Origin of the sequence: Pseudomonas umsongensis (genome assembly GCF_002236105.1) — a bacterium.
GTDB classification, from domain to species: Bacteria; Pseudomonadota; Gammaproteobacteria; order Pseudomonadales; family Pseudomonadaceae; genus Aquipseudomonas; species Aquipseudomonas umsongensis.
The window spans coordinates 808047-831080 of the sequence record NZ_NIWU01000002.1; the positions used below are offsets into that span (position 1 = coordinate 808047).

The 23034-nt window shown below is 59.8% G+C and carries 25 protein-coding genes; 15 read left to right on the plus strand and 10 right to left on the minus strand.

Annotated features, from left to right (window positions below):
* The first annotated feature begins 22 nt into the window (after positions 1-22).
* Both PSUM_RS14080 and PSUM_RS14085 read left to right on the plus strand, forming a co-directional pair.
* Complete coding sequence (locus PSUM_RS14080) at positions 23-472, plus strand: YcgN family cysteine cluster protein (RefSeq protein ID WP_020797823.1); 450 nt, start codon at positions 23-25, stop codon at positions 470-472.
* Positions 473-492: 20 nt separating this feature from the next.
* Entirely contained in the window at positions 493-1725 is a 1233-nt protein-coding gene (locus tag PSUM_RS14085) for a hypothetical protein (protein ID WP_083348391.1), read from the plus strand.
* 86 nt (positions 1726-1811) lie between these two features.
* Here the strand turns inward: PSUM_RS14085 and PSUM_RS14090 are convergent, their stop codons facing one another.
* The 4 genes from PSUM_RS14090 to PSUM_RS14105 all read right to left on the minus strand — a co-directional run bounded on the left by PSUM_RS14090 (position 1812) and on the right by PSUM_RS14105 (position 3951).
* On the minus strand, positions 1812-2183 hold the full coding sequence (locus PSUM_RS14090; protein WP_020797825.1) for a YgaP family membrane protein: 372 nt from the start codon (positions 2181-2183) through the stop codon (positions 1812-1814).
* Between the two features lie 80 nt (positions 2184-2263).
* On the minus strand, positions 2264-2734 hold the full coding sequence (locus PSUM_RS14095) for an RNA methyltransferase (protein WP_007911337.1): 471 nt from the start codon (positions 2732-2734) through the stop codon (positions 2264-2266).
* 110 nt (positions 2735-2844) lie between these two features.
* The gene (locus tag PSUM_RS14100; RefSeq protein ID WP_007944009.1) at positions 2845-3216 is read right to left on the minus strand and encodes a YajD family HNH nuclease; all 372 of its coding nucleotides are present in this window, start codon (positions 3214-3216) and stop codon (positions 2845-2847) included.
* Positions 3217-3264: 48 nt separating this feature from the next.
* On the minus strand, positions 3265-3951 hold the full coding sequence (locus tag PSUM_RS14105) for a spermidine synthase (protein ID WP_033044494.1): 687 nt from the start codon (positions 3949-3951) through the stop codon (positions 3265-3267).
* A 94-nt stretch (positions 3952-4045) separates the two neighbouring features.
* Between PSUM_RS14105 and PSUM_RS14110 the strand changes: the two genes are divergently transcribed.
* On the plus strand, positions 4046-4336 hold the full coding sequence (locus PSUM_RS14110; RefSeq protein ID WP_020797827.1) for a hypothetical protein: 291 nt from the start codon (positions 4046-4048) through the stop codon (positions 4334-4336).
* Here the strand turns inward: PSUM_RS14110 and PSUM_RS14115 are convergent.
* Positions 4333-4806, minus strand: a complete 474-nt coding sequence (locus tag PSUM_RS14115) for a cyclic nucleotide-binding domain-containing protein (RefSeq protein WP_083348392.1) — start codon at positions 4804-4806, stop codon at positions 4333-4335. The genes PSUM_RS14110 and PSUM_RS14115 overlap by 4 nt on opposite strands.
* 190 nt (positions 4807-4996) lie before the next feature.
* A complete protein-coding gene (locus PSUM_RS14120) occupies positions 4997-7051 on the minus strand; it encodes a S9 family peptidase (RefSeq protein ID WP_083348393.1) in 2055 nt (684 codons plus the stop codon).
* A 179-nt stretch (positions 7052-7230) separates the two neighbouring features.
* Between PSUM_RS14120 and PSUM_RS14125 the strand changes: the two genes are divergently transcribed.
* Genes PSUM_RS14125 through PSUM_RS14135 form a run of 3 tightly spaced genes read left to right on the plus strand, consistent with a single transcriptional unit; the run spans position 7231 to position 9092 of the window.
* Complete coding sequence (locus PSUM_RS14125) at positions 7231-7728, plus strand: hypothetical protein (RefSeq protein ID WP_020797830.1); 498 nt, start codon at positions 7231-7233, stop codon at positions 7726-7728.
* Between the two features lie 32 nt (positions 7729-7760).
* Positions 7761-8537 (plus strand): class II glutamine amidotransferase, encoded by a 777-nt coding sequence (locus PSUM_RS14130; protein ID WP_008056134.1) that lies wholly within the window; start codon positions 7761-7763, stop codon positions 8535-8537.
* Between the two features lie 12 nt (positions 8538-8549).
* Positions 8550-9092 carry a DUF2937 family protein gene (locus tag PSUM_RS14135; protein WP_083348394.1) on the plus strand — a complete coding sequence of 181 codons (543 nt, stop codon included), beginning with the start codon at positions 8550-8552 and terminating at the stop codon, positions 9090-9092.
* Positions 9093-9129: 37 nt separating this feature from the next.
* Here PSUM_RS14135 and PSUM_RS14140 read toward each other — a convergent pair whose 3' ends face one another.
* On the minus strand, positions 9130-10044 hold the full coding sequence (locus tag PSUM_RS14140; RefSeq protein WP_083348395.1) for a LysR family transcriptional regulator: 915 nt from the start codon (positions 10042-10044) through the stop codon (positions 9130-9132).
* 147 nt (positions 10045-10191) lie between these two features.
* On the opposite strand from PSUM_RS14140, the gene PSUM_RS14145 reads away from it, so the two are divergent.
* The 4 genes from PSUM_RS14145 to PSUM_RS14160 all read left to right on the plus strand — a co-directional run bounded on the left by PSUM_RS14145 (position 10192) and on the right by PSUM_RS14160 (position 13928).
* A complete protein-coding gene (locus PSUM_RS14145; RefSeq protein ID WP_020797833.1) occupies positions 10192-11478 on the plus strand; it encodes an MFS transporter in 1287 nt (428 codons plus the stop codon).
* A gap of 73 nt (positions 11479-11551) precedes the next feature.
* Entirely contained in the window at positions 11552-12304 is a 753-nt protein-coding gene (locus tag PSUM_RS14150) for a 5-oxoprolinase subunit PxpA (protein ID WP_020797834.1), read from the plus strand.
* Complete coding sequence (gene pxpB, locus PSUM_RS14155; RefSeq protein ID WP_020797835.1) at positions 12301-13005, plus strand: 5-oxoprolinase subunit PxpB; 705 nt, start codon at positions 12301-12303, stop codon at positions 13003-13005. Before PSUM_RS14150 ends, pxpB begins: the two co-directional genes overlap by 4 nt.
* Positions 13002-13928 (plus strand): 5-oxoprolinase subunit C family protein, encoded by a 927-nt coding sequence (locus PSUM_RS14160; protein ID WP_083348396.1) that lies wholly within the window; start codon positions 13002-13004, stop codon positions 13926-13928. Before pxpB ends, PSUM_RS14160 begins: the two co-directional genes overlap by 4 nt.
* Before the next feature lie 118 nt (positions 13929-14046).
* Here the strand turns inward: PSUM_RS14160 and PSUM_RS14165 are convergent, their stop codons facing one another.
* The 3 genes from PSUM_RS14165 to PSUM_RS14175 all read right to left on the minus strand — a co-directional run bounded on the left by PSUM_RS14165 (position 14047) and on the right by PSUM_RS14175 (position 17326).
* A complete protein-coding gene (locus PSUM_RS14165) occupies positions 14047-15225 on the minus strand; it encodes a vWA domain-containing protein (RefSeq protein ID WP_008055445.1) in 1179 nt (392 codons plus the stop codon).
* 18 nt (positions 15226-15243) lie between these two features.
* Positions 15244-16089: an AAA family ATPase gene (locus PSUM_RS14170; RefSeq protein WP_008055443.1), complete on the minus strand. Its 846-nt coding sequence runs from the start codon at positions 16087-16089 to the stop codon at positions 15244-15246.
* A 160-nt stretch (positions 16090-16249) separates the two neighbouring features.
* Positions 16250-17326 (minus strand): DUF748 domain-containing protein, encoded by a 1077-nt coding sequence (locus PSUM_RS14175; RefSeq protein ID WP_083348397.1) that lies wholly within the window; start codon positions 17324-17326, stop codon positions 16250-16252.
* 128 nt (positions 17327-17454) lie between these two features.
* Between PSUM_RS14175 and cysK the strand changes: the two genes are divergently transcribed.
* From cysK to rfbA, 5 genes are all read left to right on the plus strand, one after another.
* On the plus strand, positions 17455-18429 hold the full coding sequence (gene cysK, locus PSUM_RS14180; RefSeq protein WP_033043476.1) for a cysteine synthase A: 975 nt from the start codon (positions 17455-17457) through the stop codon (positions 18427-18429).
* Positions 18430-18661: 232 nt separating this feature from the next.
* Complete coding sequence (locus PSUM_RS14185) at positions 18662-19600, plus strand: aspartyl/asparaginyl beta-hydroxylase domain-containing protein (RefSeq protein WP_083348398.1); 939 nt, start codon at positions 18662-18664, stop codon at positions 19598-19600.
* Positions 19601-19923: 323 nt separating this feature from the next.
* The gene (gene rfbB, locus PSUM_RS14190; RefSeq protein ID WP_020797840.1) at positions 19924-20994 is read left to right on the plus strand and encodes a dTDP-glucose 4,6-dehydratase; all 1071 of its coding nucleotides are present in this window, start codon (positions 19924-19926) and stop codon (positions 20992-20994) included.
* A complete protein-coding gene (gene rfbD / locus PSUM_RS14195; RefSeq protein WP_083348399.1) occupies positions 20991-21887 on the plus strand; it encodes a dTDP-4-dehydrorhamnose reductase in 897 nt (298 codons plus the stop codon). Before rfbB ends, rfbD begins: the two co-directional genes overlap by 4 nt.
* A gap of 2 nt (positions 21888-21889) precedes the next feature.
* Entirely contained in the window at positions 21890-22768 is an 879-nt protein-coding gene (gene rfbA / locus PSUM_RS14200; RefSeq protein WP_020797842.1) for a glucose-1-phosphate thymidylyltransferase RfbA, read from the plus strand.
* Positions 22769-23034 lie beyond the last annotated feature (266 nt).

A 23034-nucleotide genomic window follows, 5' to 3' on the forward strand; every position in this document is an offset into this window, starting at 1 on the left:
ACCTGATGTCGATGCTCGAACCATGGCCGCCAAAGTAGAACCGTTCTGGATACGCAAAACCCTCGATCAACTCGATCAGCAGGAATGGGAATCGCTGTGCGATGGCTGTGGCCTGTGCTGCCTGCAAAAGCTCGAAGATGAAGACGACAACAGCGTCTATTACACGCGTATCGCCTGCAAACTGCTGGACTTGAAAACCTGCCAGTGCAGCGATTACCCCAACCGTCGCGCCTCGGTGCCAGACTGCATCCAGCTCACACCGGGCAAGGCCGACGAGTTCAAATGGCTGCCACCGACCTGCGGCTATCGCCTGGTCAGCGAGGGCAAGGATCTGCCGTTGTGGCATCACCTGGTGTGCGGTGATCGCGACGCGGTGCACCACGAACGTATTTCCCAGTCCGGGCGCATGCTTGCCGAAGGCAGCGTGGCCGAAGAGGATTGGGAAGACCATCTGATCTTCCGCGCAGGTTAAGGTTTTACAAAGGAGTGTGTATGGCTGTGGGATGGCAGCGGGCGCTGGCCGTTGGGTTATTGTCCCTGAGCGCTCCCGCGTGGGCGGCGACGAAGAAGGTCGATCTGGATTACCACGTGCGCCTGTTGCCGCAAAGCGACCAGGCTGAAGTGCGCCTCACCCTGGCCCAGGGCTCGGCGGTACGCAGCCTGGATTTCAACCTCGGCGACGGCAGCCACTACAGTGATTTCAAGGCTGATGGCCAATGGCAGCAGACACCGGGCAAACTCACCCGTGGTGTATGGCTCCCTGCCGGGGACAAGGCCAGCCTGACTTACCGAGTTCGTATCAGCCATGGCCGCAAGAGTGGCAGCTTCGACACTCGCATCACCCCGGCCTGGGCGCTGATGCGCGGTGACGATCTGGTGCCACCCGCCAAAATCGATCAGCAGGACGGTATCGAGTTGGTGTCACGCCTGGAATTCGAGCTGCCCAATGGCTGGCAAAGCGTCGAGACCGCCTGGCCGCGCATCGGCAAGAACAAGTTTCGCATCGATAATGTTTCCCGGTTGTTCGACCGGCCCACGGGCTGGATGCTGGCGGGTCACCTCGGTAGCCGGCGTACCCGATTGGGCGAAACCGAAGTCACCGTCACCTCACCGCGAGGCCAGGGCATGCGGCGCATGGACGTGCTGACGCTGCTGACGTTTGTCTGGCCACAGGTGCAAGCCGTGTTTCCTCGTCACCCGACCAAGTTGTTGATTGTCGGCGCCAATGACCCGATGTGGCGTGGCAGTCTTTCGGCGCATGAGTCAATTTACCTGAACGCCCGCCTGCCGCTGGTCAGTGAAAACGGTACAAGTGCGTTGGTGCGCGAGTTGGCCCAAGTGTTCGGACGGATCAACGATCAGCAGCGCAGCGATTGGATCAGCGAGGGGTTTGCCGAATACTACGCCATCGAACTGGTGCGCCGGGCCGGCGGTATGAGTGATGAGCGGTATGAGGGGCTGCACAGGAAGCTGGTCAAGGACAGCCAGAAAGTCACCAGTCTGCGCGGCGAGCAGATCAACGCTGCGCAGTTGGCCAAAGCGGTGCTGTTGCTGCAGGAACTGGACCGCGAGATTCGCCTGAAAACCCGCAACAAGCGCTCGCTCGATGATGTGATGCGCGGGGCGATGCGTCTGGGGAGCGTGGATACCAAGGAATTCGTGCAGCTTAGTGAGAGCGTGATTGGAGAGTCTTCCAAAGTCCTTGATACAGGGTTGCTTCAATAAAGATCAAAAGATCGCAGCCTGCGGCAGCTCCTACAGTGGGGGGGCGTACACCCTGTAGGAGCTGCCGCAGGCTGCGATCTTTTGCTTTAAGGTTTCGGCGACTTCAAAGAATCATTGCCGGTCACGGTGGCGGTTTTGGTCGCCGCTTCGGCATTGGCCTTCAGCGTCCTCAACTCTTCCCCCGCACGCTCGATCTTCGCCCGCACGTTATTCATGTCCTGACGGCTTTTTTCCAGCAGGCTTTTGGCCGAGCTGTGACCGGTGATGCCACGGGCCAGGGCCACACCGCCGATGGCCACCTGGATCAGGCCAAGCAGGCCGCCACGACGCAAGCCCTTGCCGACCATCACTACACCGCCAGCCAGTGAGCCGATGCGTTCCCAGCCTTGGACATTCTGCTCGGAAGAGGTCTGGAACGGGGTGGATTCGATGCGCTCTACGCGTTTGAGTTCGCTCATGATCTGACTCCAGGCTTGAGTAGTGGATAGATAAGCTGACTGCCTCGACTGGCCACTTGTTCCATCGGATGTACGGCGATTCAGCGGAATTTCGGCCCCGAACGGGTGTTGAGGCCCTTGGCCATGCGGTCGTAGAGCACGACATTGACCGTGGCGGCTAGGTTCATGCAGCCGGTGGTCGGGATATAGACCACGTCTTCGCACCAGTCACGGATCTCTTTGTCCAGCGAGCCGTCTTCCGGGCCGAAGATATACAACGCGCGGTCCGGATGGGTGTACTCCGGCAATGGGCGGGCGCCTTCGACAAGTTCCACGGCAACGGGTACGCAGTTGAGGGGCAGGATTTTCTTCAGGTCGTCGATGCCGATCAGCGGGATATCGTAATGAACGCGCTTGGTGTCGGTGACGAAGTCGGCGGCGCGCTCATAGCGCTTGCCGGTGTAGAACACCGACGCCACGCCATAACAGCCTGCGGCGCGCATCACCGAACCGACGTTCTCCGGTGACTTGGGGTTATACAAACCAATGCAGCTGTACCGTTTGTCTGCCACGAGCGGGGTGCCTTTGGGAAAAAAGCGCGATTATACGGGGATTGGGCGGCAGCGGGCAGTTTGGCGATTGAGCAATCGCCTTCGCGAGCAGGCTCGGGCGCTGAAGATCTTCAGTCTTCTTTCTTCATCAACCCTGCCAACGCTGCAAACGGGTTATGCGTTGCCTTGGCGATTTTTGGCGTGCTCAGCGAGCCCTCGCCGAAATACTGCTGGTCGGTATAACGCGAGTGTTCGTTGTCGTGGCAGTACAGGCACAACAGTTCCCAGTTCGAACCGTCCTGGGGGTTGTTGTCGTGGTTGTGGTCGCGATGGTGCACGGTCAGTTCGCTCAGGCGCTTGCCGGAGAATTCACGGGCGCAGCGGCCGCACACGTGCGGGTACATCTTCAGGGCCTTGTCGCGGTAGCCCATTTCCTTGTCGCGCTGGTTGTCGGCGAGGATGCGGTCCAGCTTCGAGGTGTTGGTCGGGGTGGACGAACTCATGGGTTCACCTTTGTTGAATGACTAATGACGGTATAAACGCAGTTTAGCTCAGCCCTTGAGCTTCTCGGCAATCCAGATGGTGTGGCGGGTGCCCTTATTGCCGTGGGCGAAGACCTGTACTTCCTCGGCCTTGAAACCGGCTTTCTTCAGTTTGTCGGAAAACTGTCGGTCTGCGCTGGCCGACCAGACCGCCAGCACGCCCTTGGGTCGCAGGGCCTTGGCGCAGGCGCTCAGGCCCCCGGCGGAGTAAAGCCAGCTGTTGGCCCTCTGGGTCAGGCCTTCGGGGCCGTTGTCGACGTCGAGCATGATCGCGTCAAAACCCTGCGGCTCTGCCTGCAGGACTTTGGCCACGTCTTCCAGGCGGATCACCGTGCGCGGGTCTTGCAGCGGGTTTCCGGCTTTTTCGCCCAGCGGTCCGCGGTTCCACTCCACCACGCCTGGCACCAGTTCGGCGACCACCACTTCAGCGGACTTGCCCAGGTGCTTGAGCGCCGAGGCGAGGGTAAAACCCATGCCCAGGCCCCCGATCAATACCCGTGAGTCGGGTCTTCCCGCGACCTTGCGGCAGGGGATTTCGGCCAGGGCATCCTCGGAGCCGTGCATGCGCGTATTCATCAATTGTCCACCGTCGCCACCCTGGATCTTGATGACGAAATCTTCGCCGTACTCGAACAGGCACAGGGCTCCGCCGTTCTCGGGAATAGGGGCGGTATCGAGCAGAACAAAACGTTTCATGGGGCTCACTTGAGGAAAAATGGCGGCACAGGGAAGGCAAACGGACGCAGTTGGGAGTAGCCTGCAAGTGACCACAAGGCCAACGGAGCCATTGATGAAGCGCACCATTCTAACGGCCATTGCCCTGGCCGCGCTCTCGATAACTGCAGTGCAGGGCCAGCAGCTACAGACGACGCCGATCAGTCCCGCGCCAATGCCTGGCTCGCCGGGCACCGCAACGCCCACACCGTACCCGCAGATCAGCCCGGCACCGCTGCCAAAAGTGGGGCCGGGCAGTAGCGGCCCACCGTTGGTGCCGATCGAGATGCCAAGCCCGCCGATCAAGGACCAGCCGGTGCCGGGGATCGAGCCGAACCCACCGAAGGTCAAGTCACCCGGCGGTTAAACCTGCTGCGAGAGCAACTGTCCATCGACCATGCGCAAGCGCCGGGACAGTGAGACGGCGAGGGCGCGGATGATCTTTGCCGCGACTTTCGGCGCGTCATTGAGCATCTTTTCCAGCGAATCCTTGCCCAGGTTGAGCAACTGGCAGTGACTCGCGGCCACGCAACTGGCCGAGCGCCGTTCGCCGTCGAGTACGGCCATTTCACCGAACGAGCGGCCGCTGCGCAGCGTCGCAATGGTCACCTGCTGGCCATCGTTGGCGGTCTTCTGCACGGCCACCTGGCCGGTATGGATGATGCACATGAAGCTGCCGGCATCGCCCTCGTGGAAAATTTCCTCTCCCTGGGCAATGGTGCTGAGGTTGAAATAGCCCGAGGCAGCGGCGAATTCCGCCGGTAGCAGCTGGTTGAACAGGCCGCAGTCCATCAGCCAGTTGCGAATTTCGTTGTTCAGTAAAGTGGGTTCTGACATGTCGTGCGGTCTTTATTGTTGTCTGGTTCTGTCACCACGAATTCCTGTCGGAGCTGCCGCAGGCTGCGATCTTTTGATCTTAAAAAAACAAAGTCAAAAGATCGCAGCCTTCGGCAGCTCCTACAGGGGGATCGGAATTGTATCGGCCCGAGGCGCCTGCAATTAAGACCGGTTCATCGGCCCAAGTTCCTCAGGCAACACCCAGCACCTTGAACAAAAATGCGTATTCGAGCGCTACGTCACGCAATCCCTGGTATCGACCGCTCATCCCCCCATGCCCGGCGCCCAGTTCGGTCTTGAGCAACAGCGGATTACTGTCGGTTTTGGTGACGCGCAATTTCGCCACCCATTTGGCCGCTTCCCAATACTGCACGCGGCTGTCGTTGTAGCCGGCGATCACCAGCATCGGCGGATAGGCTTGCGCGGTGACGTTTTCGTAAGGCGCGTAGGCCTTGATCCGCTCATAAACGTCAGGCTCTTGAGGGTTGCCCCACTCGTCGTATTCAGTGACGGTCAATGGCAGCTCCGGGTCGAGCATTGTGTTGAGCACATCGACGAACGGCACTTCGGCAATCGCCGCGCCAAACAGCGCCGGGCGCTGGTTGAGCACCGCCCCGATCAGCATGCCGCCGGCACTGCCGCCGCTGATCGCCAGTTGTGGCGCGGTGGTCAGGCCTTTGGCGATCAGGTGTTCGGCGCAGGCGATGAAGTCGCTGAAGGTGTTCTGCTTGTGCTCCTGCTTGCCGGCGCGATACCAGGCTTCACCCAGTTCACCGCCGCCGCGCACATGGGCGATGGCGAACGCCATGCCGCGATCGAGCAAACTCAGGCGGGCGTGGGAGAACCACGGGTCGAGGCTTTCGCCATAAGCGCCATAGCCGTACAGGTAGAGCGGAACCGGCTTGCCGAGCGCTTCGCGCTTGACCACCAGGCTGATCGGCACTTGTGTGCCATCGGGCGCCGTGGCCCACAGGCGCTGACTGACATAGGCGTCGGCGTCGAACGTGCCAAGCACCGGGGTTTGCTTGAGCACTTTCTGCTCGCCGCTGACCAGTTCCAGCTGGCGGATTTGCGCAGGGCGGTTCAACGCTTCGTAACGCAGGCGAATTCGCTCGCTGACGAATTCCAGGCTGTTCTGCACGTGCAGGCTATAGGCCGCGTCTGGCAATTGAACCCGATAGCTCGGCAGGTCCTGCGGGTGAACTTCGATCACCGGCAAGCCGCCGACCCGCAGGCTCAGGGTCATGGCGCCGGCATTCAGGCTCATGCCATCGATCATTACTGTGTCGCTGTGGGGAATCAGGTTCCGCCAGTCGGCCTCGGCTGGCGCCACGCCGTTATCGACGGCGGTGTACAGGGCAAAGTTGATGCCGTCGCGGTTGGTGCGGATGAACCAGGTCCATTGGCCATCGAGCGTGCCGTGGTCAACGTCGTACTCATGGTTTTCCACCCGTGGCGCTACGCAGGTAAAGGGCAGTTGTGGGAGGTTGGCGTCGAGCACCCAGACTTCGCTGGTGGTCTTGCTGCCCACCGACAGCAGCAATTGTTGTTCGGAGCTCGAACGGTAGCAGTGCATGAAGAAGCGGCCGTCCGTTTCATGGAACACTTCTTCGGCCGCCGTGCCATCGAGGCGATAGCGCAACAGCTTGTGCGGACGATGGGTGTCATCCAGCTCGCCGAAAAACAGGGTCAGGCTGTCGTTGGCCCAGGTCATGCTGCCGTCGCAGTCCTGGAACTCCAGTTCACTGACGCGACCGTCGGACAACTCCTTGACGAACAGCGTGTAGATTTCGTCGCCCGTGGAATCGATGCTGTAGGCCAGGCGCTGGTGATCGGGGCTGATGCTGAACGCACCGAGGGAAAAGAAGCCGCCTTTGGCCAGCTCGTTAGGGTCCAGCAGCAGTTGTTCCTGGCTTTCGTCGAGGACCAGGCTGTCGTCGGCCGGGCGCGGGCAGCGGTAGTGACGGGCGTATTCGTCACCCGCCGTGGTGCGCGTGTAGTACAGGTAGGGGCCCCATGGCGAGGGCAGGGACAGGTCGGTTTCGAGAATCCGGTTCTTGATCTCCTCGAACAGGGTTTCGCGCAACCCGGCCTGATCAGCGGTTTGCGCCTCCTGATAACGGTTTTCGGCCTTCAGGTAGTCGAGCACCGCAGCGCTGTCGCGCTCCTGCAGCCAGGCGTACGGGTCGGATCCTTCGGCCTTGCGGGCAATCGGGGCATCGGAAACGTTGGCGGGTAGGGGCATGAGGGGCTCTCGAACAATGTACTGAATAGGGACTGGCAACCTGTAGGAGCTGCCGCAGGCTGCGATCTTTTGATCTTGATTTTTTAAGATCAAAAGATCGCAGCCTGCGGCAGCTCCTACATGAAGGAGCCTGATGGACGAAAAGCCGTTATCATAAGCGCCTATTTGCCTGCCTTGCCATGGACACCATGACCGAGAACGACTATCTGATCGCTTGGGGCCTCTACGCCTTTGCCGCTTTGGGCTGCCTGCTGGTGTGGATGCGCATCACCCGCTGGATGTGGCGCTGGCTGCGCGAACCCCTGCGCTTGCTGGTGGCGGTGCTGCTGTTCAGCCCGACCATCATTGACCCGGTGAAGGAAAAAGTGGCCCCGGCCATTGCCATCACGGCGCTCGACCTGTTGTTCAAGGTCGGCAACAACGCGTGGCGGGCGATTTCCGACCTGCTGATGTACGGCATGATCGCTTTCGGCATTTACCTGGTGTTCGTGGCGATTCGTTTCGTCCTCGAGCGTGGTGCCAGGGCCCGCAAGGAACAGGCCGCCGCCGTCCAGGCCGCGATCCGTGCCGACGAGCCGGAAGAGGATCACCCCTTCGGCGGTGCCGGCGATGATCGCTACGGTCGACCGCCGGTGCCGAGCAATCCCCAGCGGATGCGCGTCGAACCCCGTCTGTAACCGTGCCCCTGCCATAAAGCGAGAGTTCGAGCATGTGTGAGTTATTGGGCATGAGCGCCAATGTCCCGACCGATATCGTGTTCAGCTTCACCGGGCTGATGCAGCGCGGTGGACGTACCGGTCCACATCGGGACGGTTGGGGTATCGCTTTCTACGAAGGTCGGGGTTTGCGCTTGTTCCAGGACCCGGCGGCGAGCTGCGAGTCGGAAGTCGCGAACCTGGTGCAACGCTACCCGATCAAGAGCGAAGTGGTGATCGGGCATATCCGCCAGGCCAACGTCGGCAAGGTCTGCCTTTCCAACACCCATCCGTTCGTACGCGAGTTGTGGGGGCGTAACTGGTGCTTCGCGCATAATGGCCAGTTGGCAGACCTGCAACCGACGGCCAGCTTCTACCGCCCGGTTGGCGATACCGACAGCGAAGCGGCGTTCTGTGACTTGCTCAACCGTGTGCGGGCCGCGTTTCCCGAGCCCGTGGAGGTCGAAGAACTGCTGCCGGACCTGGTCGCCGCCTGCGCCGAATACCGCAGCAAGGGCGTGTTCAACTGCCTGCTCAGCGATGGCGACTGGCTGTTCTGTTATTGCTCGACCAAACTGGCGCAGATCACCCGTCGCGCCCCGTTCGGCCCGGCGCGCCTGAAGGATGTCGATGTGATCGTCGACTTCCAGGCCGAAACCACGCCCAACGATGTGGTCACGGTGATCGCCACCGAGCCCTTGACCGAAAATGAAACCTGGACCCGCTACGAGCCAGGCCAATGGAGCCTGTGGCGACGTGGTGAATGCGTCAGCCAGGGCCGGACCGAATAAGGATCATCCCCCATGTTGCTCAGTTATTTGCGGCTGGTGTTGTTTGCGGCGGGCCTGTTGATCGGTGTCCAGGTGCCGGGGTTCATCAATGATTACGCCAAGCGGGTCGAAGCGCACCTGATTGAATCGCAGGCCGGGCTGAGCGGGTTTCAGAACACCGCCAATCAATTCTTCAAGGGCGACATGCAGGCCCTGGTCGCTCACTATCGCGCCAGTGAAGATCCGATCTTTCGCAGCGACGCCGACAGCCTGGGCAACCTGCTGACTCGCCAGGTGGCGTTGGACAAGCAATTCCAGGCGATGCAAGGGCCGTGGTATATCCGCTTCCTGCAAGTAGTGTTGGCCGCGGATCCGGACATTCGCAAGGAAACCTGGAATGGCTACAGCTACCAGATCCTGCTGACCCCGGAGGCGATGATCTGGGGCATGAGCGGCGCGTTGCTGCTGTCGTTCGGGATCGAGTGCCTGTTCCGCCTGATCGATTGGGTGGTGTTGGGCGGCAAGCGCCTGCGCCAGAGCCGGCCGATCGAAGAGCGGGATCTGCGCGGGTTGTAAGTGATGATCGTTCCCACGCAGAGCGTGGGAACGATCTTCAGTCAGCCAGGGTAATGTAGTTTTCACCCACCCGCCGCGCATAATCCTTAAGTACTTGCTGGCACAACGTCACAATCTCCTCGACCCATTCCACGCCCACCCGCCACGACACCACCACTTGCAGGTCTGGTGGTCTCTGGTCGATGTCCAGCAAGGTCAACTCACCCCGTGCCAGTTCCTCCGCCACCAACACCGGCGGCAATGCACCGATGCCAAAACCGTCGCGCAGTAACCGGGTGATCGCCGAGACCGAGTTCACGCAGTTCAACCGTGGCGCCATGACGCCGTTGGCCTGCATCAGTGCGAGCACTTCCTGATGGGGGTGGGAGTTTTTCGAGTAGGTAATGATCCGCTCGTTCGCCAGGTCCGCGATGCGTGAGTAGTCGCGGTTGTAGAGCGAATTGCTGGCGACGATCCAGCCCATGGGGTGGCTGGCCAGTTCCAGGCTGCGCACGCTTTCCTGGCGCAGCAGGTCGGTTTGCAGGATCACATCGAGAAAGCCTTTTTGCAGCTGATCGCAGAGGTTGAGCGATGTATCGGCCACCAGTTCGATTTCCACCAGGGGGTAGTGATCGGTCATCTGCGCCACCAGCGGGCTTAGCCAGGTGTGGATCACCGTGTCCATGACACCGATGCGCACGCGGCCGGCCTTGCTTGAACGGGTCTCGATCGAATGCTTGAGCGCCTGCATGGTGTCCATCATCTGCTCGGCGTACTCGAGCACTTTCAAGCCTTCCGGTGTCAGGCTCACACCGCGCGAGTCGCGCAGGAACAGCTTCACCCCAAGCTCGCCTTCGAGCACGGCGATGCGGCTGGAAATCGACGCCTGGGTGGTGAAGAGCTTGTCGGCGGTGAGGCGGAAACTCTTGAGCCGGGCGACCCAGACGAAGGTTTCGAGAAACTTCAGGTTCATGTGATCAAGTTTTTCTTATGGCTAGGGCGGGTTTTTATTAGTTGGACGCAGAGGGCTGGCGCGTCCAAGAATCGACACATCCGGTTCCCACGATAGGCGTCGTCGGGGCTCAGAACAATACCAATAAAACCAGCGCGGAGATTTGCCATGAGTGCGCCCGACACCACCGTCATTTCGAAAGCCACGGCTCGCCCGGGACCTTTCGACTGGTATCGCAACATCAATCAGCAGGAACGCCGCACCTTCTGGAGCTGCAAGATCGGTTATGGCCTGGATGGCATGGACACCCAGATGCTCAGCTTCGTGGTGCCGACCCTGATTGCCATGTGGGGCATCACCACCGGCCAGGCCGGGCTGATCCACACCAGCACGCTGATCGCTTCGGCCATTGGTGGCTGGGTGGCGGGCATTCTCTCCGACCGCATCGGTCGCGTGCGCACCCTGCAACTGACCGTGCTGTGGTTTGCCTTCTTCACCTTCCTTTGCGGTTTCGCCCAGAGTTACGAACAGCTGCTGATTGCGCGGACCTTGATGGGCTTCGGTTTTGGCGGCGAGTGGACCGCCGGCGCGGTGTTGATCGGCGAAGTCATCCGCGCCCAGGACCGCGGCAAGGCCGTGGGCATGGTGCAATCGGGGTGGGCGCTGGGCTGGGGCCTGACCGCGATCCTGTATGCGCTGCTGTTCTCGATCATGCCGCCGGAAGACGCCTGGCGCGCGCTGTTTATCCTCGGCATCGTGCCGGCGATTTTCGTGATCTTCGTTCGCCGCCTGGTCAAGGACCCGGAAATCTACCGCGAAGCCAAAGCCAAGGAGGCGCCGAGCAATCCGTCGAAGTTCTACGAGATCTTTGCCCCCGGCATGCTCTTCACCACGATTCGCGCTTCACTGCTGACCACCGGTGCGCTGGGCGGTTACTACGCGATTACTTCCTGGCTGCCGACGTTCCTGAAAAACGAGCGTGGTTTGAGCGTACTCGGCACCGGCGGATACCTGGCGATGGTGATCGTTGGCTCGTACGTCGGTTACGTCATCAGCGCCTATTTGACCGATATCCTCGGTCGCAAAAAGAACTTCATCCTGTTCGCCGTCGGCTCGTTCACCATTGTGCTGCTGTACACGCAAATGCCGGTCAGCAACGGTGTGATGCTGTGGCTGGGCTTTCCGCTGGGCTTCTTTGCCTCGGGGATATTCAGCGGCATGGGCGCGTTCCTGACCGAATTGTTCCCGACCCGCATTCGCGGCTCAGGCCAGGGCTTTTGCTACAACATCGGCCGCGCGCTGGCGGCATTGTTCCCACTGCTGATCGGCCTGCTCAGCCAGACGGTGCCATTGAGCGTTGGCATCGGTGCCTTTGCGGCGGTGTCCTACGGCGTGGTGATTCTGGCAGCCCTGAGCTTGCCGGAAACCCGTGGCAAGCAACTCGACGCCCAGTAACTGATAATCTGCGGGCGTGTCATACGGATATGTCCCACAGTTAAGAAGAATAAAGCCTACAGGAGTGTTCAGCGTGAGCCGCCTGCTATTGAACTGCGACATCGGCGAGAGTTTCGGTAACTGGACCATGGGTCTGGACGCGGAAGTCATGCCCTTCATCGATTGCGCCAACATCGCCTGTGGTTTCCATGCCGGCGACCCGAGCATCATGCGCAAGACCGTCAGCCTGGCCCTCAGCCACGGTGTACAGATCGGCGCGCATCCGGCTTACCAGGATCTGGTCGGTTTTGGCCGTCGTTCCATGGCCTATGGTGCCCAGGAACTGCAGGACATCCTGCATTACCAAATCGGCGCCCTCGACGGCATCTGCCGCGCCCAGGGCGGTCGGGTCAGCTACGTCAAACCCCACGGTGCGATGTACAACGACATGATGGCCAACCCCGCGCAATTGCGCGCCGTGCTGCAAGCGGTGGCGTCCTACGATCGCAGCCTGCCGTTGATGCTGATGGCCACCCGCGACAACAGCGCCGCGCAGCAATTGGGCGAAGAATATGGCTTGACCCTGTGGTTCGAAGCTTTCGCCGACCGCGCCTACGACAGCGCCGGCAGGCTGGTTTCGCGGCAACTGCCGGGAGCGGTGCATCACGAACCGGAGAAAATCATCGAGCAGGCGTTGATCATCGCCCGTGGCGATCACCTCACCGCCAGCGACGGCAGCGCCTTGCACTTGCAGGCCAACACCCTGTGCGTGCACGGCGACAATGCCAGTTCGGTGGCGGCCGTGCGGCGCATTCGTGAAGCCTTGAACCAGCAGGGCGCGTCATGAAACTGCGGGTAGAAGTGGTCGCGCTCGATTGCCTGATGGTGCGTCTGTTCGATGAAATCGCTGAAGCCAACATGCCATGGATGCTGGCGGCCAGTGAAAGCCTGCGGGCGGCGTTCGGCAAGGATCTGATCGACCTGGTGCCGTCCTACACGACCTTGATGGTGCATTACGACCTGACCGCGTTGAGCCCGACCCAGGCCCGGGAATTGATTGCCGAAGCGCTTATCGACCTGTCGCCCAATGCGCGCACTCGTGGCAAATGTCACGTGCTGCCGGTGTGGTACGACTTGAGCGTCGGTCCAGAGCTGAGCTTGTTGTCGCAACGCAGTGGGTTGGCGATGGAGGAGGTGATCCGTCGTCATAGCGAACGTGAGTATCAGGTGTTCGCGCTGGGATTCGCACCGGGGTTCGCGTTCATGGGCCTGGTGGACGAGGCACTCGCCGCACCGCGCCTGAGCACGCCACGCAAGAAGGTCGCCGCCGGCAGTGTTGGTATCGCCGAAAGGCAGACGGCCGCCTATCCAGTGGTATCGCCCGGCGGCTGGAACCTGATCGGCCGCACACCGGCCAAATTGTTCGATCGCAACCGTGACGGCTACAGCTTGATGCAGCCGGGTGACACCGTGCGTTTCGAAGCGGTCGACCATGCCGAATTCATCAACCTGGGCGGTGACGACACGCCACTGGAGGCCCAGGCATGAGCCGTCTGACGATTGAAGCGAGTACACCGCTGTGCCTGTTGCAGGACGCAGGCCGTTTCGGCGTGCGCCATCTGGGCGTGACCCAGGGCGGCGCGGCTGATTGGCGTTCGATGTCGTGGGCCAATTGGTTGCTGGGTAACGGGCTGGAGGCGCCGGTGATCGAAATCACCCTGGGCGGGTTCACCGTAGTGGCCGAGGACGATTGCGTGCTCGCGCTGGCCGGGGCGGATCTTGGCGCGCGGGTGGACGACGAGCCGCTGGCACCCTGGCGCAGTTTCCGGCTGAACAAAGGTCAGCGTTTGCAGTTCAGCCAGCCCTTGCTCGGCGCCCGGGCCTATCTGGCCGCGCCAGGTGGTTTTGATGCGCCGAAGGTGTTGGGCAGCAGCTCGACGGTGGTGCGTGAGGAGCTTGGCGGACTGGATGGCATGGGCCATGCGCTGAGCAAGGGCGCGAGCTTGAGCTATTCGGGCAATTCGGTGATGTTGCTGCGCGAATTGACCGCCGATCAGCGGCCGGACCTGAAGCTTGATACGCCGTTGGATCTGGTGCTCGGTGCGCAGATCGGTGAGTTCAGCGGGCAGAGCCTGTTCGATGCATTCAACAGCGTGTGGAACGTCGACAGCCGTGCCGACCGCATGGGCATTCGGCTGTTGGGCACATCCTTGCAATACCAGGGAAAGCCGATGATTTCCGAAGGCATTCCATTGGGCGCTGTGCAAGTGCCGCCGGACGGCCAGCCGATCGTGCTGCTCAATGATCGGCAGACCATTGGCGGTTATCCGCGGCTGGGGGCATTGACGCCGTTGGCGCTGGCGCGATTGGCGCAGTGTTTGCCGGGGGCGCAGGTGCGGTTGCGGCCGGTGGTGCAGGATATCGCGCATCGCGAGCAGATTGAATATTTGCAGAAATTCATGAACCGCTAAAAGCATCGCGGGCAAGCCTTGCTCCTACAGGATTCGAGTGTGCCGGAAATTTTGTGCACGACTTGAATCCTGTAGGGGCAAGGCTTGCCCGCGATGACGCCAGTCCAGACAACCGAGATTATTTGGACAAAAACCGCATCCCTTCCTCCAAACCGCGAAGGGTCAACGGATACATCTGGTCCTCAATCAAATCCCTGACGATATTGGTCGACGAGGTATAGCCCCAGGTATCTTTCGGGTAAGGGTTGATCCAGATGAGCTTCTTGTACTTCTCCTTGAACCGCTGCATCCACACGTAGCCGGCTTCTTCGTTCCAGTGCTCGACGCTGCCACCGGCCTGGGTGATTTCGTAGGGCGCCATGGCGGCGTCACCGATGAAGATCACTTTGTAATCGGCGCCGTATTTATGCAGCAAGTCCATGGTCGAGGTGCGTTCGGAGGTGCGACGCATGTTGTTCTTCCACACCGACTCATAAATGAAGTTGTGGAAGTAGAAGTACTCCAGGTGCTTGAACTCGGTCTTGCACGCCGAGAACAGCTCTTCGCAGATCTTCACGTGGGCGTCCATCGAACCGCCGATATCGAACAGCAGCAAGAGCTTGACGGTGTTGCGCCGTTCCGGACGCATCTGGATGTTCAGCAACCCGGCATCTTTCGCGGTGTGGTCGATGGTGCCATCGATATCGAGTTCTTCGGCTGCACCCTGGCGGGCAAACTTGCGCAAGCGACGCAGGGCGACCTTGATGTTGCGCGTGCCCAGCTCGACTGAATCGTCGAGGTTCTTGTACTCGCGCTGATCCCAGACTTTCACGGCCTTGCCCTGGCGCTTGCCGGCATCGCCGACCCGAATGCCTTCCGGGTTGAAACCGCCTGAACCGAACGGGCTGGTACCACCGGTGCCGATCCACTTGTTGCCACCGGCATGGCGTTCCTTTTGTTCTTCCAGGCGTTTCTTGAATTCTTCGATCAGCTTGTCGAGGCCACCGAGGGACTGGATCGCCGCCCGTTCCTCGTCGGTCAGGGAGCGTTCGAATTCCTTGCGTAGCCAGTCTTCCGGGATCAACGCCTGAAGATGATCATCGAGCTTTTCCAGACCATTGAAGTAGGCCCCGAAGGCCCGGTCGAACTTGTCGAAATGCTTTTCGTCCTTCACCAGGATCGCCCGGGACAGGTAATAGAACTCGTCCATGTCGGCGAAGGTTACGCGCTGCTTCAGCGCGTTGATCAGGTCCAGCAGCTCGCGCACCGAGACCGGTACCTTGGCTGCACGCATTTCATTGAACAGATTGAGCAGCATGGCATTTGCCCCAGATGATCAACGACTACCGCGACGACTCATGAACGCCAGGCGCTCAAGCAATTGCACGTCCTGTTCGTTCTTCACCAGGGCACCTGCCAGCGGCGGGATGGCCTTGGTTGGATCGCGTTCGCGCAGCACCGCTTCGCCGATGTTGTCGGCCATCAGCAGCTTCAGCCAATCCACCAGCTCGGAGGTCGAAGGCTTCTTCTTCAGGCCCGGCACCTTGCGCACGTCGAAGAACACGTCCAGTGCTTCGCTGACCAGGTCTTTCTTGATGTCCGGGTAGTGCACGTCGACGATCCGCTGCATCGTGGTGCGATCAGGGAACGCGATGTAGTGGAAGAAGCAGCGGCGCAGGAAGGCGTCCGGCAGCTCTTTCTCGTTGTTGGAGGTGATGATAATGATCGGGCGCTTCTTGGCCTTGATGGTCTCGTCGATCTCGTAGACGTAGAACTCCATCTTGTCGAGTTCTTGCAACAGGTCGTTGGGGAACTCGATGTCGGCCTTGTCGATTTCGTCGATCAGCAGGATCACGCGCTCTTCGGACTCGAAAGCTTCCCAGAGCTTGCCTTTCTTCAGGTAGTTGCGAACGTCGTGGACCTTTTCCGTGCCCAGCTGCGAGTCGCGCAGGCGGCTGACCGCGTCGTACTCGTACAGCCCCTGGTGCGCCTTGGTGGTCGATTTGATGTGCCAGGTGATCAGCTTGGCGCCAAAGGAGTCGGCCAGTTGCTCGGCGAGCATGGTCTTGCCGGTGCCTGGTTCACCCTTGACCAGCAGTGGCCGCTCCAGGGTGATGGCGGCGTTGACCGCCAGCTTAAGGTCATCGGTGGCGACGTAGGCCTGGGTGCCTTCGAACTTCATCTGCTAATCCTCGAACGGTAACGCCGGCCTGAGCGAGGCAGGGCGGGAATATAAATGGTCAGCCTCGACTATAACGCGACGTCCGGTCGACTGTGAACGCAGACGGCTTATTCAGTCTCTGAATGGAGCGTCACATCTTGACTCAGTGTTGGCGGCAACGTTAACCGGCGTCCGGCTTGGGTTGTTCGTAGCGAGCATTGAATGCCTGGATGAAACCATTGCGTAAAATCTGCAAAAACGCCTGGAACGCGCTGATATCTTTTTGATGGACGTTTCCGCTTAGCTCGACACGGGTCGCAAACTGGTTCTTGCCCTGGTTTTTCAGTACGGTTTCGGTGCCGCCGACGAGCGCCTCCCAGATGGAACGAAAAATCCCCTTGTCCTTGTTTTCCACGTCCTGTTGCCAGTTGAACACGTCGACATCCCTGAGCAGCGGCTTGATATAGCCCGTCAATTTGGCTTTTTTGGCTTGGGCTTCGATCACGACGTCGCCATGGCCGGCATTGAAATCGAACTTGCCATAGGCCGAAGCGAAGTCGTTCATGCGTTTGAGCTGAATGTCCCGGGCTCGCATGCGAAACTCGAAGTCTTCGAAGTTACTCAGTGGATCGAAAGTGGCCGTGGTTTCCAGGGGGGCATGCCCCAGCAGCAGGGCCTTGCCTTCGAAGCGGGCGTCGCGCTTGCCTTTGGAATCGGCCACGTTGGTCAGGTTGTAGATGTTCAGGTCGACCTTGGTGGCATTCAGGTTCACCGGTGGTTTGGAGTTGAAGTTGCGAAAGCTGATCTTGCCATCATCGATTTTTACTTCGTTGAGGGTTATTGGCAGCAACTTACCCAGTTGGGCGCGCCAGTCGGTGCCTTCACCCGTTTGCGAGTTTTTCTTGTTGGCCCCGCCATCGACGAAGTTGACCTCGGGCTTGACGAACTTCACTTCGGCGACCACAGCGTGGTCATACCACAGCGAATGCCAGCTGACCGAAAGGTCGATCAATGGCGCGTTGACGAAGGGCACCGGCACCTTGCCCTCGACCTTGACGATTTTCAAACCGTTGATCTTGTAGGCTCCGCGCCACAGGGCCAGGTCCACGTCGGCGATCTCGCCGCGGTAGGCGCCCATGTTCGCCAACCTGTCATTGAGGTAGTCGCGCACCAGGTAGGGCAGGGCGAAGTGCAGGGCAACCAGCAGCACAACGAGGCCGGTGAAGCTCCACAATGGCCAGCGGTATCGACGTTTCATGGTGGTAATTCTCTGGCGTTCTAAAGCATTGACTACAGTCACCTCCGGACGTTCGACCTGACTGGACGCCTACGGGCAAGAGGCTTACCTTGGTGCCCTATTTCAATGCTGTCGTTAAGGACCCAGCCATGAGCCGTATCTACGCTGACAATGCCCATTCCATCGGTAATACGCCGTTGGTGCAGATCAACCGTATCGCGCCGCGCGGCGTCACCATCCTGGCCAAGATAGAGGGACGCAACCCGGGTTACTCGGTCAAGTGCCGGATCGGTGCCAACATGATCTGGGATGCCGAAAGCACAGGCAGGCTCAAGCCGGGCATGACCATTGTCGAGCCGACTTCCGGCAACACCGGCATCGGCCTGGCCTTCGTGGCCGCCGCGCGAGGCTATAAATTGATACTGACCATGCCGGCCTCCATGAGCATCGAGCGTCGCAAGGTACTCAAGGCGCTGGGGGCGGAACTGGTACTGACCGAGCCGGCCAAGGGCATGAAAGGTGCGATCGAAAAGGCCGGGGAAATAGTTGCCAGTGATCCGGCCCAATACTTCATGCCGGCGCAGTTCGACAACCCGGCCAACCCCGCCATCCACGAAAAGACCACCGGGCCCGAGATCTGGAACGATACCGACGGTGCGGTGGATGTATTGGTGGCGGGTGTCGGAACAGGCGGAACCATTACCGGCGTTTCGCGGTATATCAAGAATACCCAGGGCAAACCTATCGTCTCGGTGGCGGTGGAGCCCGCTGTATCACCGGTGATTTCCCAAGCGTTGGCCGGTGAAGAAATCAAACCGAGCCCGCACAAGATCCAGGGCATCGGTGCCGGTTTTGTGCCGAAAAACCTCGACCTGTCGATCGTTGACCGGGTGGAGCTGGTCACCGACGAGGAGTCCAAGGCCATGGCCCTGCGCTTGATGCAGGAAGAAGGCATTCTGTGCGGCATTTCCTGCGGCGCCGCGATGGCAGTGGCGGTGCGTCTGGCGGAGACCCCGGAAATGCAGGGCAAGACCATCGTCGTGATCCTTCCGGATTCCGGTGAACGTTACTTGTCGAGCATGCTGTTCAGCGATCTGTTTACTGAGCAGGAGAATCAGCAGTAACGGGCAGCGAAGCTTCAAACGATGGAGAGGGGCCTTCCCTTCTTCATCGAGTGTGGATGACGTGGATCAGCAAGCGTTCAGGCACGCTGTGTTAAGAAATGCTTTGTTACGCATTGCTTGACACTGTATCTCGGGTTCCGCGGGTTTTCCCCGTGATTGGTAGTGGTTATCATGCCAATGGCCGCGTCGGGGAATGGCGTTGCGCAGATGTCTATCGATCAAGGAGTAGTTGATGAGCGTTTCGATTGCCGCGAAAGCGTCGTTGTTGCTGCTGTTTCTGGGCAGTACCTACTATGTGCATGTGCGCGGCAAGGCGCGGTTGCCGGTCTTGCGTCAATTTGTCAACCACTCGGCCCTGTTTGCCCCCTACAACGCCCTGATGTATCTGTTCTCCGGCGTGCCTTCAAAACCCTACCTGGACCGCAGCAAGTTTCCCGAACTGGATGTGCTAAAGGATAACTGGGAAACTATCCGCGACGAAGCGATGCACCTGTTTGATGAGGGTTACATTCGCGCCGCGGAAAAAAACAACGACGCCGGATTCGGTTCGTTTTTCAAGAAGGGCTGGAAGCGTTTTTACCTGAAGTGGTACGACAAACCCTTGCCTTCGGCCGAACTGCTGTGCCCGAAAACCGTGGCGCTGGTCAGTGCGATTCCCAACGTCAAGGGGGCCATGTTCGCCCTGCTGCCGGGGGGCAGCCATCTTAATCCGCACCGCGATCCATTCGCCGGTTCCCTGCGCTATCACCTGGGGTTGGCGACGCCCAATAGCGACGCTTGCCGCATCTACGTCGACGGTCAGGCCTACGCCTGGCGTGACGGTGAAGACGTGATGTTCGACGAAACCTATGTGCACTGGGTCAAGAACGAAACCGACAAGACCCGGGTCATCCTGTTCTGCGACATCGAGCGCCCGCTCAGCAATCGTTTGATCACAGGAATCAACCGCTGGATCAGTGGCCTGCTGGGGCGCGCCACCGCGCCGCAGAACCTTGCGGATGAACGCGTAGGCGGGATTAACCAGGCCTATGCCTGGAGCAAGCGATTCAGCGACAGGTTCAGTGGGGCGATCAAGCAGTGGAAACGTCGTTATCCCAAGGCGTACCGGGTAATGCGGCCGGTATTGGCGATCGGCGTGCTGGCTTTGCTGGCTCATTGGCTGCTGGGCTGAACAACTGCTGGCCACAACGACAGGAAAAAAGATCGCCACCAGGCGATCTTTTTTTTATTTTTGGAAGCTTTGCTATATTACAAATGTCGCCCGTAAATGCCGTCAGGGCGCCCAGAGAGTATATGGAGCCGGTCGCAGAACTGGCGTGCGCTGAATGTTCAAAACCTAATTCAACCCTCGCGACAGCAGAATTGCCTTGGCCGTAACGCCATTGGGTTTTAACCGGGCTGCACGGTTTTCAAGCCTGCCGGTTTTGAAGGGGCAATGCGTCTTTGAGAACCTGGGCCCGATCCTCGCAACCTTACTGAAAAAGGTCTGAATCAATGACCATCCTGGTTACTGGCGGTGCAGGCTTCATTGGGGCAAATTTCGTATTGGACTGGCTGGCTCACTCCGACGAAACCGTAGTCAATCTGGACAAGCTGACCTATGCCGGCAACCTGGATAACCTCAGCAGCCTGACGGGCAATACGCAGCATGTATTCGTGCAAGGCGATATCGGCGACAGCGCCTTGGTCGAACGCTTGCTCGAAGAGCACCGGCCCCGTGCCATTCTCAATTTTGCCGCCGAGTCGCATGTCGACCGCTCCATCCACGGGCCACAGGCATTCATCGACACCAACATCGTTGGCACATTTCGTTTGCTGGAAGCCGTACGCGCCTACGTAAAAGGGCTGGCGAGCGATTCGTTGCAGGCCTTTCGCTTCCTGCATGTGTCTACCGATGAAGTCTATGGTTCGCTGGCCAAGGACGAGGCGGCGTTCACCGAACGTCACGCGTATGAACCCAACAGTCCCTACTCGGCGAGCAAAGCCGCCAGCGATCACCTGGTGCGCGCCTATCATCACACCTATGGCCTGCCCGTACTGACCACCAACTGCTCGAACAACTATGGGCCATATCATTTCCCGGAAAAGTTGATTCCGCTGATGATCGTCAACGCGCTGGCCGGTGAGGCATTGCCGGTCTATGGCGATGGCCAGCAAATCCGCGACTGGTTGTACGTCAAGGACCACTGCAGCGCCATCCGCCGCGTGTTGGAGGCCGGCAGCGTGGGTGAGGTCTACAACGTCGGTGGCTGGAACGAAAAAACCAACCTGGAAATCGTGCACACCGTCTGCGCGTTGCTTGATGAGCTACGTCCGCGCGCGGACGGCCAGCCCTACCATGCACAAATCAGCTATGTGACCGATCGGCCAGGGCACGACCGTCGTTATGCCATCGATGCCCGCAAACTCGAACGTGAACTGGGCTGGAAGCCGGCAGAAACCTTTGAGACCGGCATTCGCAAAACCGTCCAGTGGTACCTGGACAACCAGGATTGGGTGCGCAATATCCAGTCCGGTGCCTACCGCGAATGGGTCGAGAAAAATTATGCCGGGCGCCGCGCATGAAGCTGCTCTTGCTCGGCAAGAACGGCCAGGTGGGGTGGGAGTTGCAACGCAGCCTTGCGCCCCTTGGAGAAGTGTTGGCGCTGGACTCCTCAAGCCAGGCGTACTGCGGTGACCTGAATGATTTGCCGGGGCTGGCCGCTACCGTGCAACGCTTCGCGCCGGACGTTATCGTTAACGCCGCGGCCTACACTGCGGTCGACAAGGCCGAAAGCGAATCGCAGCTGGCCTATCGGATCAATGCCGATGCGCCGGCAGTGCTGGCGCAAGAGGCGCTACGGCTCAAGGCTCTGCTGGTGCATTACTCCACCGATTATGTGTTCGCAGGGCTTGGCGACCAACCCTGGCAGGAAACTGATCCGGTAGCGCCATTGAGTGTCTATGGCGCCAGCAAGCTGGCCGGCGAACAGGCGATTGCCGCCAGCGGCTGTGCGCATCTGATCTTGCGAACCAGCTGGGTGTATTCCGCGCGGGGCAACAACTTTGCCACGACCATGCTGCGCCTGGCCCGTGAACGTGAAAGCCTGGCCGTGATCGATGACCAGTTCGGCGCACCAACCGGTGCCGAATTGCTGGCGGATGTGACCGCCCATGTCATCCGCAGCGTACTGGCCGACCCGCAATTGGGCGGGATCTATCACCTTGCCGCCACTGGCGAAACCACCTGGTGTCGCTATGCTCGATTTGTACTAGAACAAGCCGAGCGCGCAGGCATGAATCTCAAGGTAACCCCGGCAATGGTCGAGGCGATCGGCACCGAGGCGTACCCGACGCCGGCACGACGCCCAGGCAACTCCCGACTCGATACGCGAAAACTGCAAAAGGCCTTTGCGCTGAGCTTGCCTGACTGGAAAGTCGGCGTGACACGGATGCTCGCAGAAATACTGGAGAAATGAATATGCTCAATCGTAAAGGCATCATCCTTGCCGGCGGCTCCGGTACACGTCTGCATCCGGCGACACTGTCCATCTCCAAGCAGCTGCTGCCGGTTTACGACAAGCCGATGATCTACTACCCACTGAGCACCCTGATGCTGGCGGGTATCCGCGATATCCTGATCATTTCCACACCCCAGGACACGCCGCGTTTCGAGCAGCTGCTGGGGGATGGCGCCCGTTGGGGCCTGAACATTACCTATGCCGTGCAGCCTTCGCCCGATGGCCTGGCGCAGGCATTCATCATCGGCGAAGACTTTATCGGCAACGACCCCAGCGCCCTGGTCCTGGGTGACAACATCTATCACGGCCACGACTTCATCAACATCCTGCAAAGTGCCATGGCGCGCCAGTCCGGGGCGAGTGTCTTTGCCTATCACGTCAATGACCCGGAGCGTTACGGCGTGGTCGAGTTCGACGGCCAGGGCAAGGCGATCAGCCTGGAAGAAAAGCCACTCAAGCCCAAGTCGAACTTTGCGGTCACCGGCTTGTATTTCTATGACCAGGACGTGGTCGAGATGGCAAAGAGCATCAAGCCATCGGCGCGTGGCGAGCTGGAAATCACCGATATCAACAGTCTTTACCTGGACCAGGGCAACCTGTCGGTAGAAATCATGGGGCGCGGTTATGCCTGGCTGGATACCGGGACTCACGACTCACTGCTCGATGCCAGTCTGTTCATTGCCACGCTCGAACGTCGCCAGGGCCTGAAAGTCGCGTGCCCTGAAGAAATTGCTTTCCGGCAGAAATGGATCGATGCCGATCAGTTGCAAAGACTGGCGGCCCCCTTGGCGAAAAATGGTTACGGCCAGTACCTCAACCGTCTTTTGCAAGCGGGTTGATGCCTGTCACGCCTTCCAATGCATTGCCAAGGGTGTCGAGCTCTGGGTATAGTCAACACAAGCAGGTCCTCATGACCTGCTTTCTTAATCCCTCGAAAAAGATCAGCCCAATGCCTGCATCCCTCATCAACGCGGTAGTCGATTCAGCGGTCAACGCTGGCGTCGTGCCGTGCGGGAACCAGCAGCCTGTGCAGATCAGTCATTACCCTCCACCTGTCAGTAGCACGTCGGTGTGCGCAGTCGTAGCGCCGCCGGGTGTTGGCATT

Excerpts from the sequence above, each read along its gene's own strand:
- PSUM_RS14080 (WP_020797823.1), top strand. The coding sequence starts at position 23 with ATGGCCGCCAAAGTAGAACCGTTCTGGATACGCAAAACCCTCGATCAA.
- PSUM_RS14085 (WP_083348391.1), top strand. The coding sequence starts at position 493 with ATGGCTGTGGGATGGCAGCGGGCGCTGGCCGTTGGGTTATTGTCCCTG.
- PSUM_RS14090 (WP_020797825.1), bottom strand. The coding sequence starts at position 2,183 with ATGAGCGAACTCAAACGCGTAGAGCGCATCGAATCCACCCCGTTCCAG.
- PSUM_RS14100 (WP_007944009.1), bottom strand. The coding sequence starts at position 3,216 with ATGAGTTCGTCCACCCCGACCAACACCTCGAAGCTGGACCGCATCCTC.
- PSUM_RS14105 (WP_033044494.1), bottom strand. The coding sequence starts at position 3,951 with ATGAAACGTTTTGTTCTGCTCGATACCGCCCCTATTCCCGAGAACGGC.
- PSUM_RS14110 (WP_020797827.1), top strand. The coding sequence starts at position 4,046 with ATGAAGCGCACCATTCTAACGGCCATTGCCCTGGCCGCGCTCTCGATA.
- PSUM_RS14115 (WP_083348392.1), bottom strand. The coding sequence starts at position 4,806 with ATGTCAGAACCCACTTTACTGAACAACGAAATTCGCAACTGGCTGATG.
- PSUM_RS14120 (WP_083348393.1), bottom strand. The coding sequence starts at position 7,051 with ATGCCCCTACCCGCCAACGTTTCCGATGCCCCGATTGCCCGCAAGGCC.
- PSUM_RS14125 (WP_020797830.1), top strand. The coding sequence starts at position 7,231 with ATGGACACCATGACCGAGAACGACTATCTGATCGCTTGGGGCCTCTAC.
- PSUM_RS14130 (WP_008056134.1), top strand. The coding sequence starts at position 7,761 with ATGTGTGAGTTATTGGGCATGAGCGCCAATGTCCCGACCGATATCGTG.
- PSUM_RS14135 (WP_083348394.1), top strand. The coding sequence starts at position 8,550 with ATGTTGCTCAGTTATTTGCGGCTGGTGTTGTTTGCGGCGGGCCTGTTG.
- PSUM_RS14140 (WP_083348395.1), bottom strand. The coding sequence starts at position 10,044 with ATGAACCTGAAGTTTCTCGAAACCTTCGTCTGGGTCGCCCGGCTCAAG.
- PSUM_RS14145 (WP_020797833.1), top strand. The coding sequence starts at position 10,192 with ATGAGTGCGCCCGACACCACCGTCATTTCGAAAGCCACGGCTCGCCCG.
- pxpB (WP_020797835.1), top strand. The coding sequence starts at position 12,301 with ATGAAACTGCGGGTAGAAGTGGTCGCGCTCGATTGCCTGATGGTGCGT.
- PSUM_RS14160 (WP_083348396.1), top strand. The coding sequence starts at position 13,002 with ATGAGCCGTCTGACGATTGAAGCGAGTACACCGCTGTGCCTGTTGCAG.
- PSUM_RS14165 (WP_008055445.1), bottom strand. The coding sequence starts at position 15,225 with ATGCTGCTCAATCTGTTCAATGAAATGCGTGCAGCCAAGGTACCGGTC.
- PSUM_RS14170 (WP_008055443.1), bottom strand. The coding sequence starts at position 16,089 with ATGAAGTTCGAAGGCACCCAGGCCTACGTCGCCACCGATGACCTTAAG.
- PSUM_RS14175 (WP_083348397.1), bottom strand. The coding sequence starts at position 17,326 with ATGAAACGTCGATACCGCTGGCCATTGTGGAGCTTCACCGGCCTCGTT.
- cysK (WP_033043476.1), top strand. The coding sequence starts at position 17,455 with ATGAGCCGTATCTACGCTGACAATGCCCATTCCATCGGTAATACGCCG.
- PSUM_RS14185 (WP_083348398.1), top strand. The coding sequence starts at position 18,662 with ATGAGCGTTTCGATTGCCGCGAAAGCGTCGTTGTTGCTGCTGTTTCTG.
- rfbB (WP_020797840.1), top strand. The coding sequence starts at position 19,924 with ATGACCATCCTGGTTACTGGCGGTGCAGGCTTCATTGGGGCAAATTTC.
- rfbD (WP_083348399.1), top strand. The coding sequence starts at position 20,991 with ATGAAGCTGCTCTTGCTCGGCAAGAACGGCCAGGTGGGGTGGGAGTTG.
- rfbA (WP_020797842.1), top strand. The coding sequence starts at position 21,890 with ATGCTCAATCGTAAAGGCATCATCCTTGCCGGCGGCTCCGGTACACGT.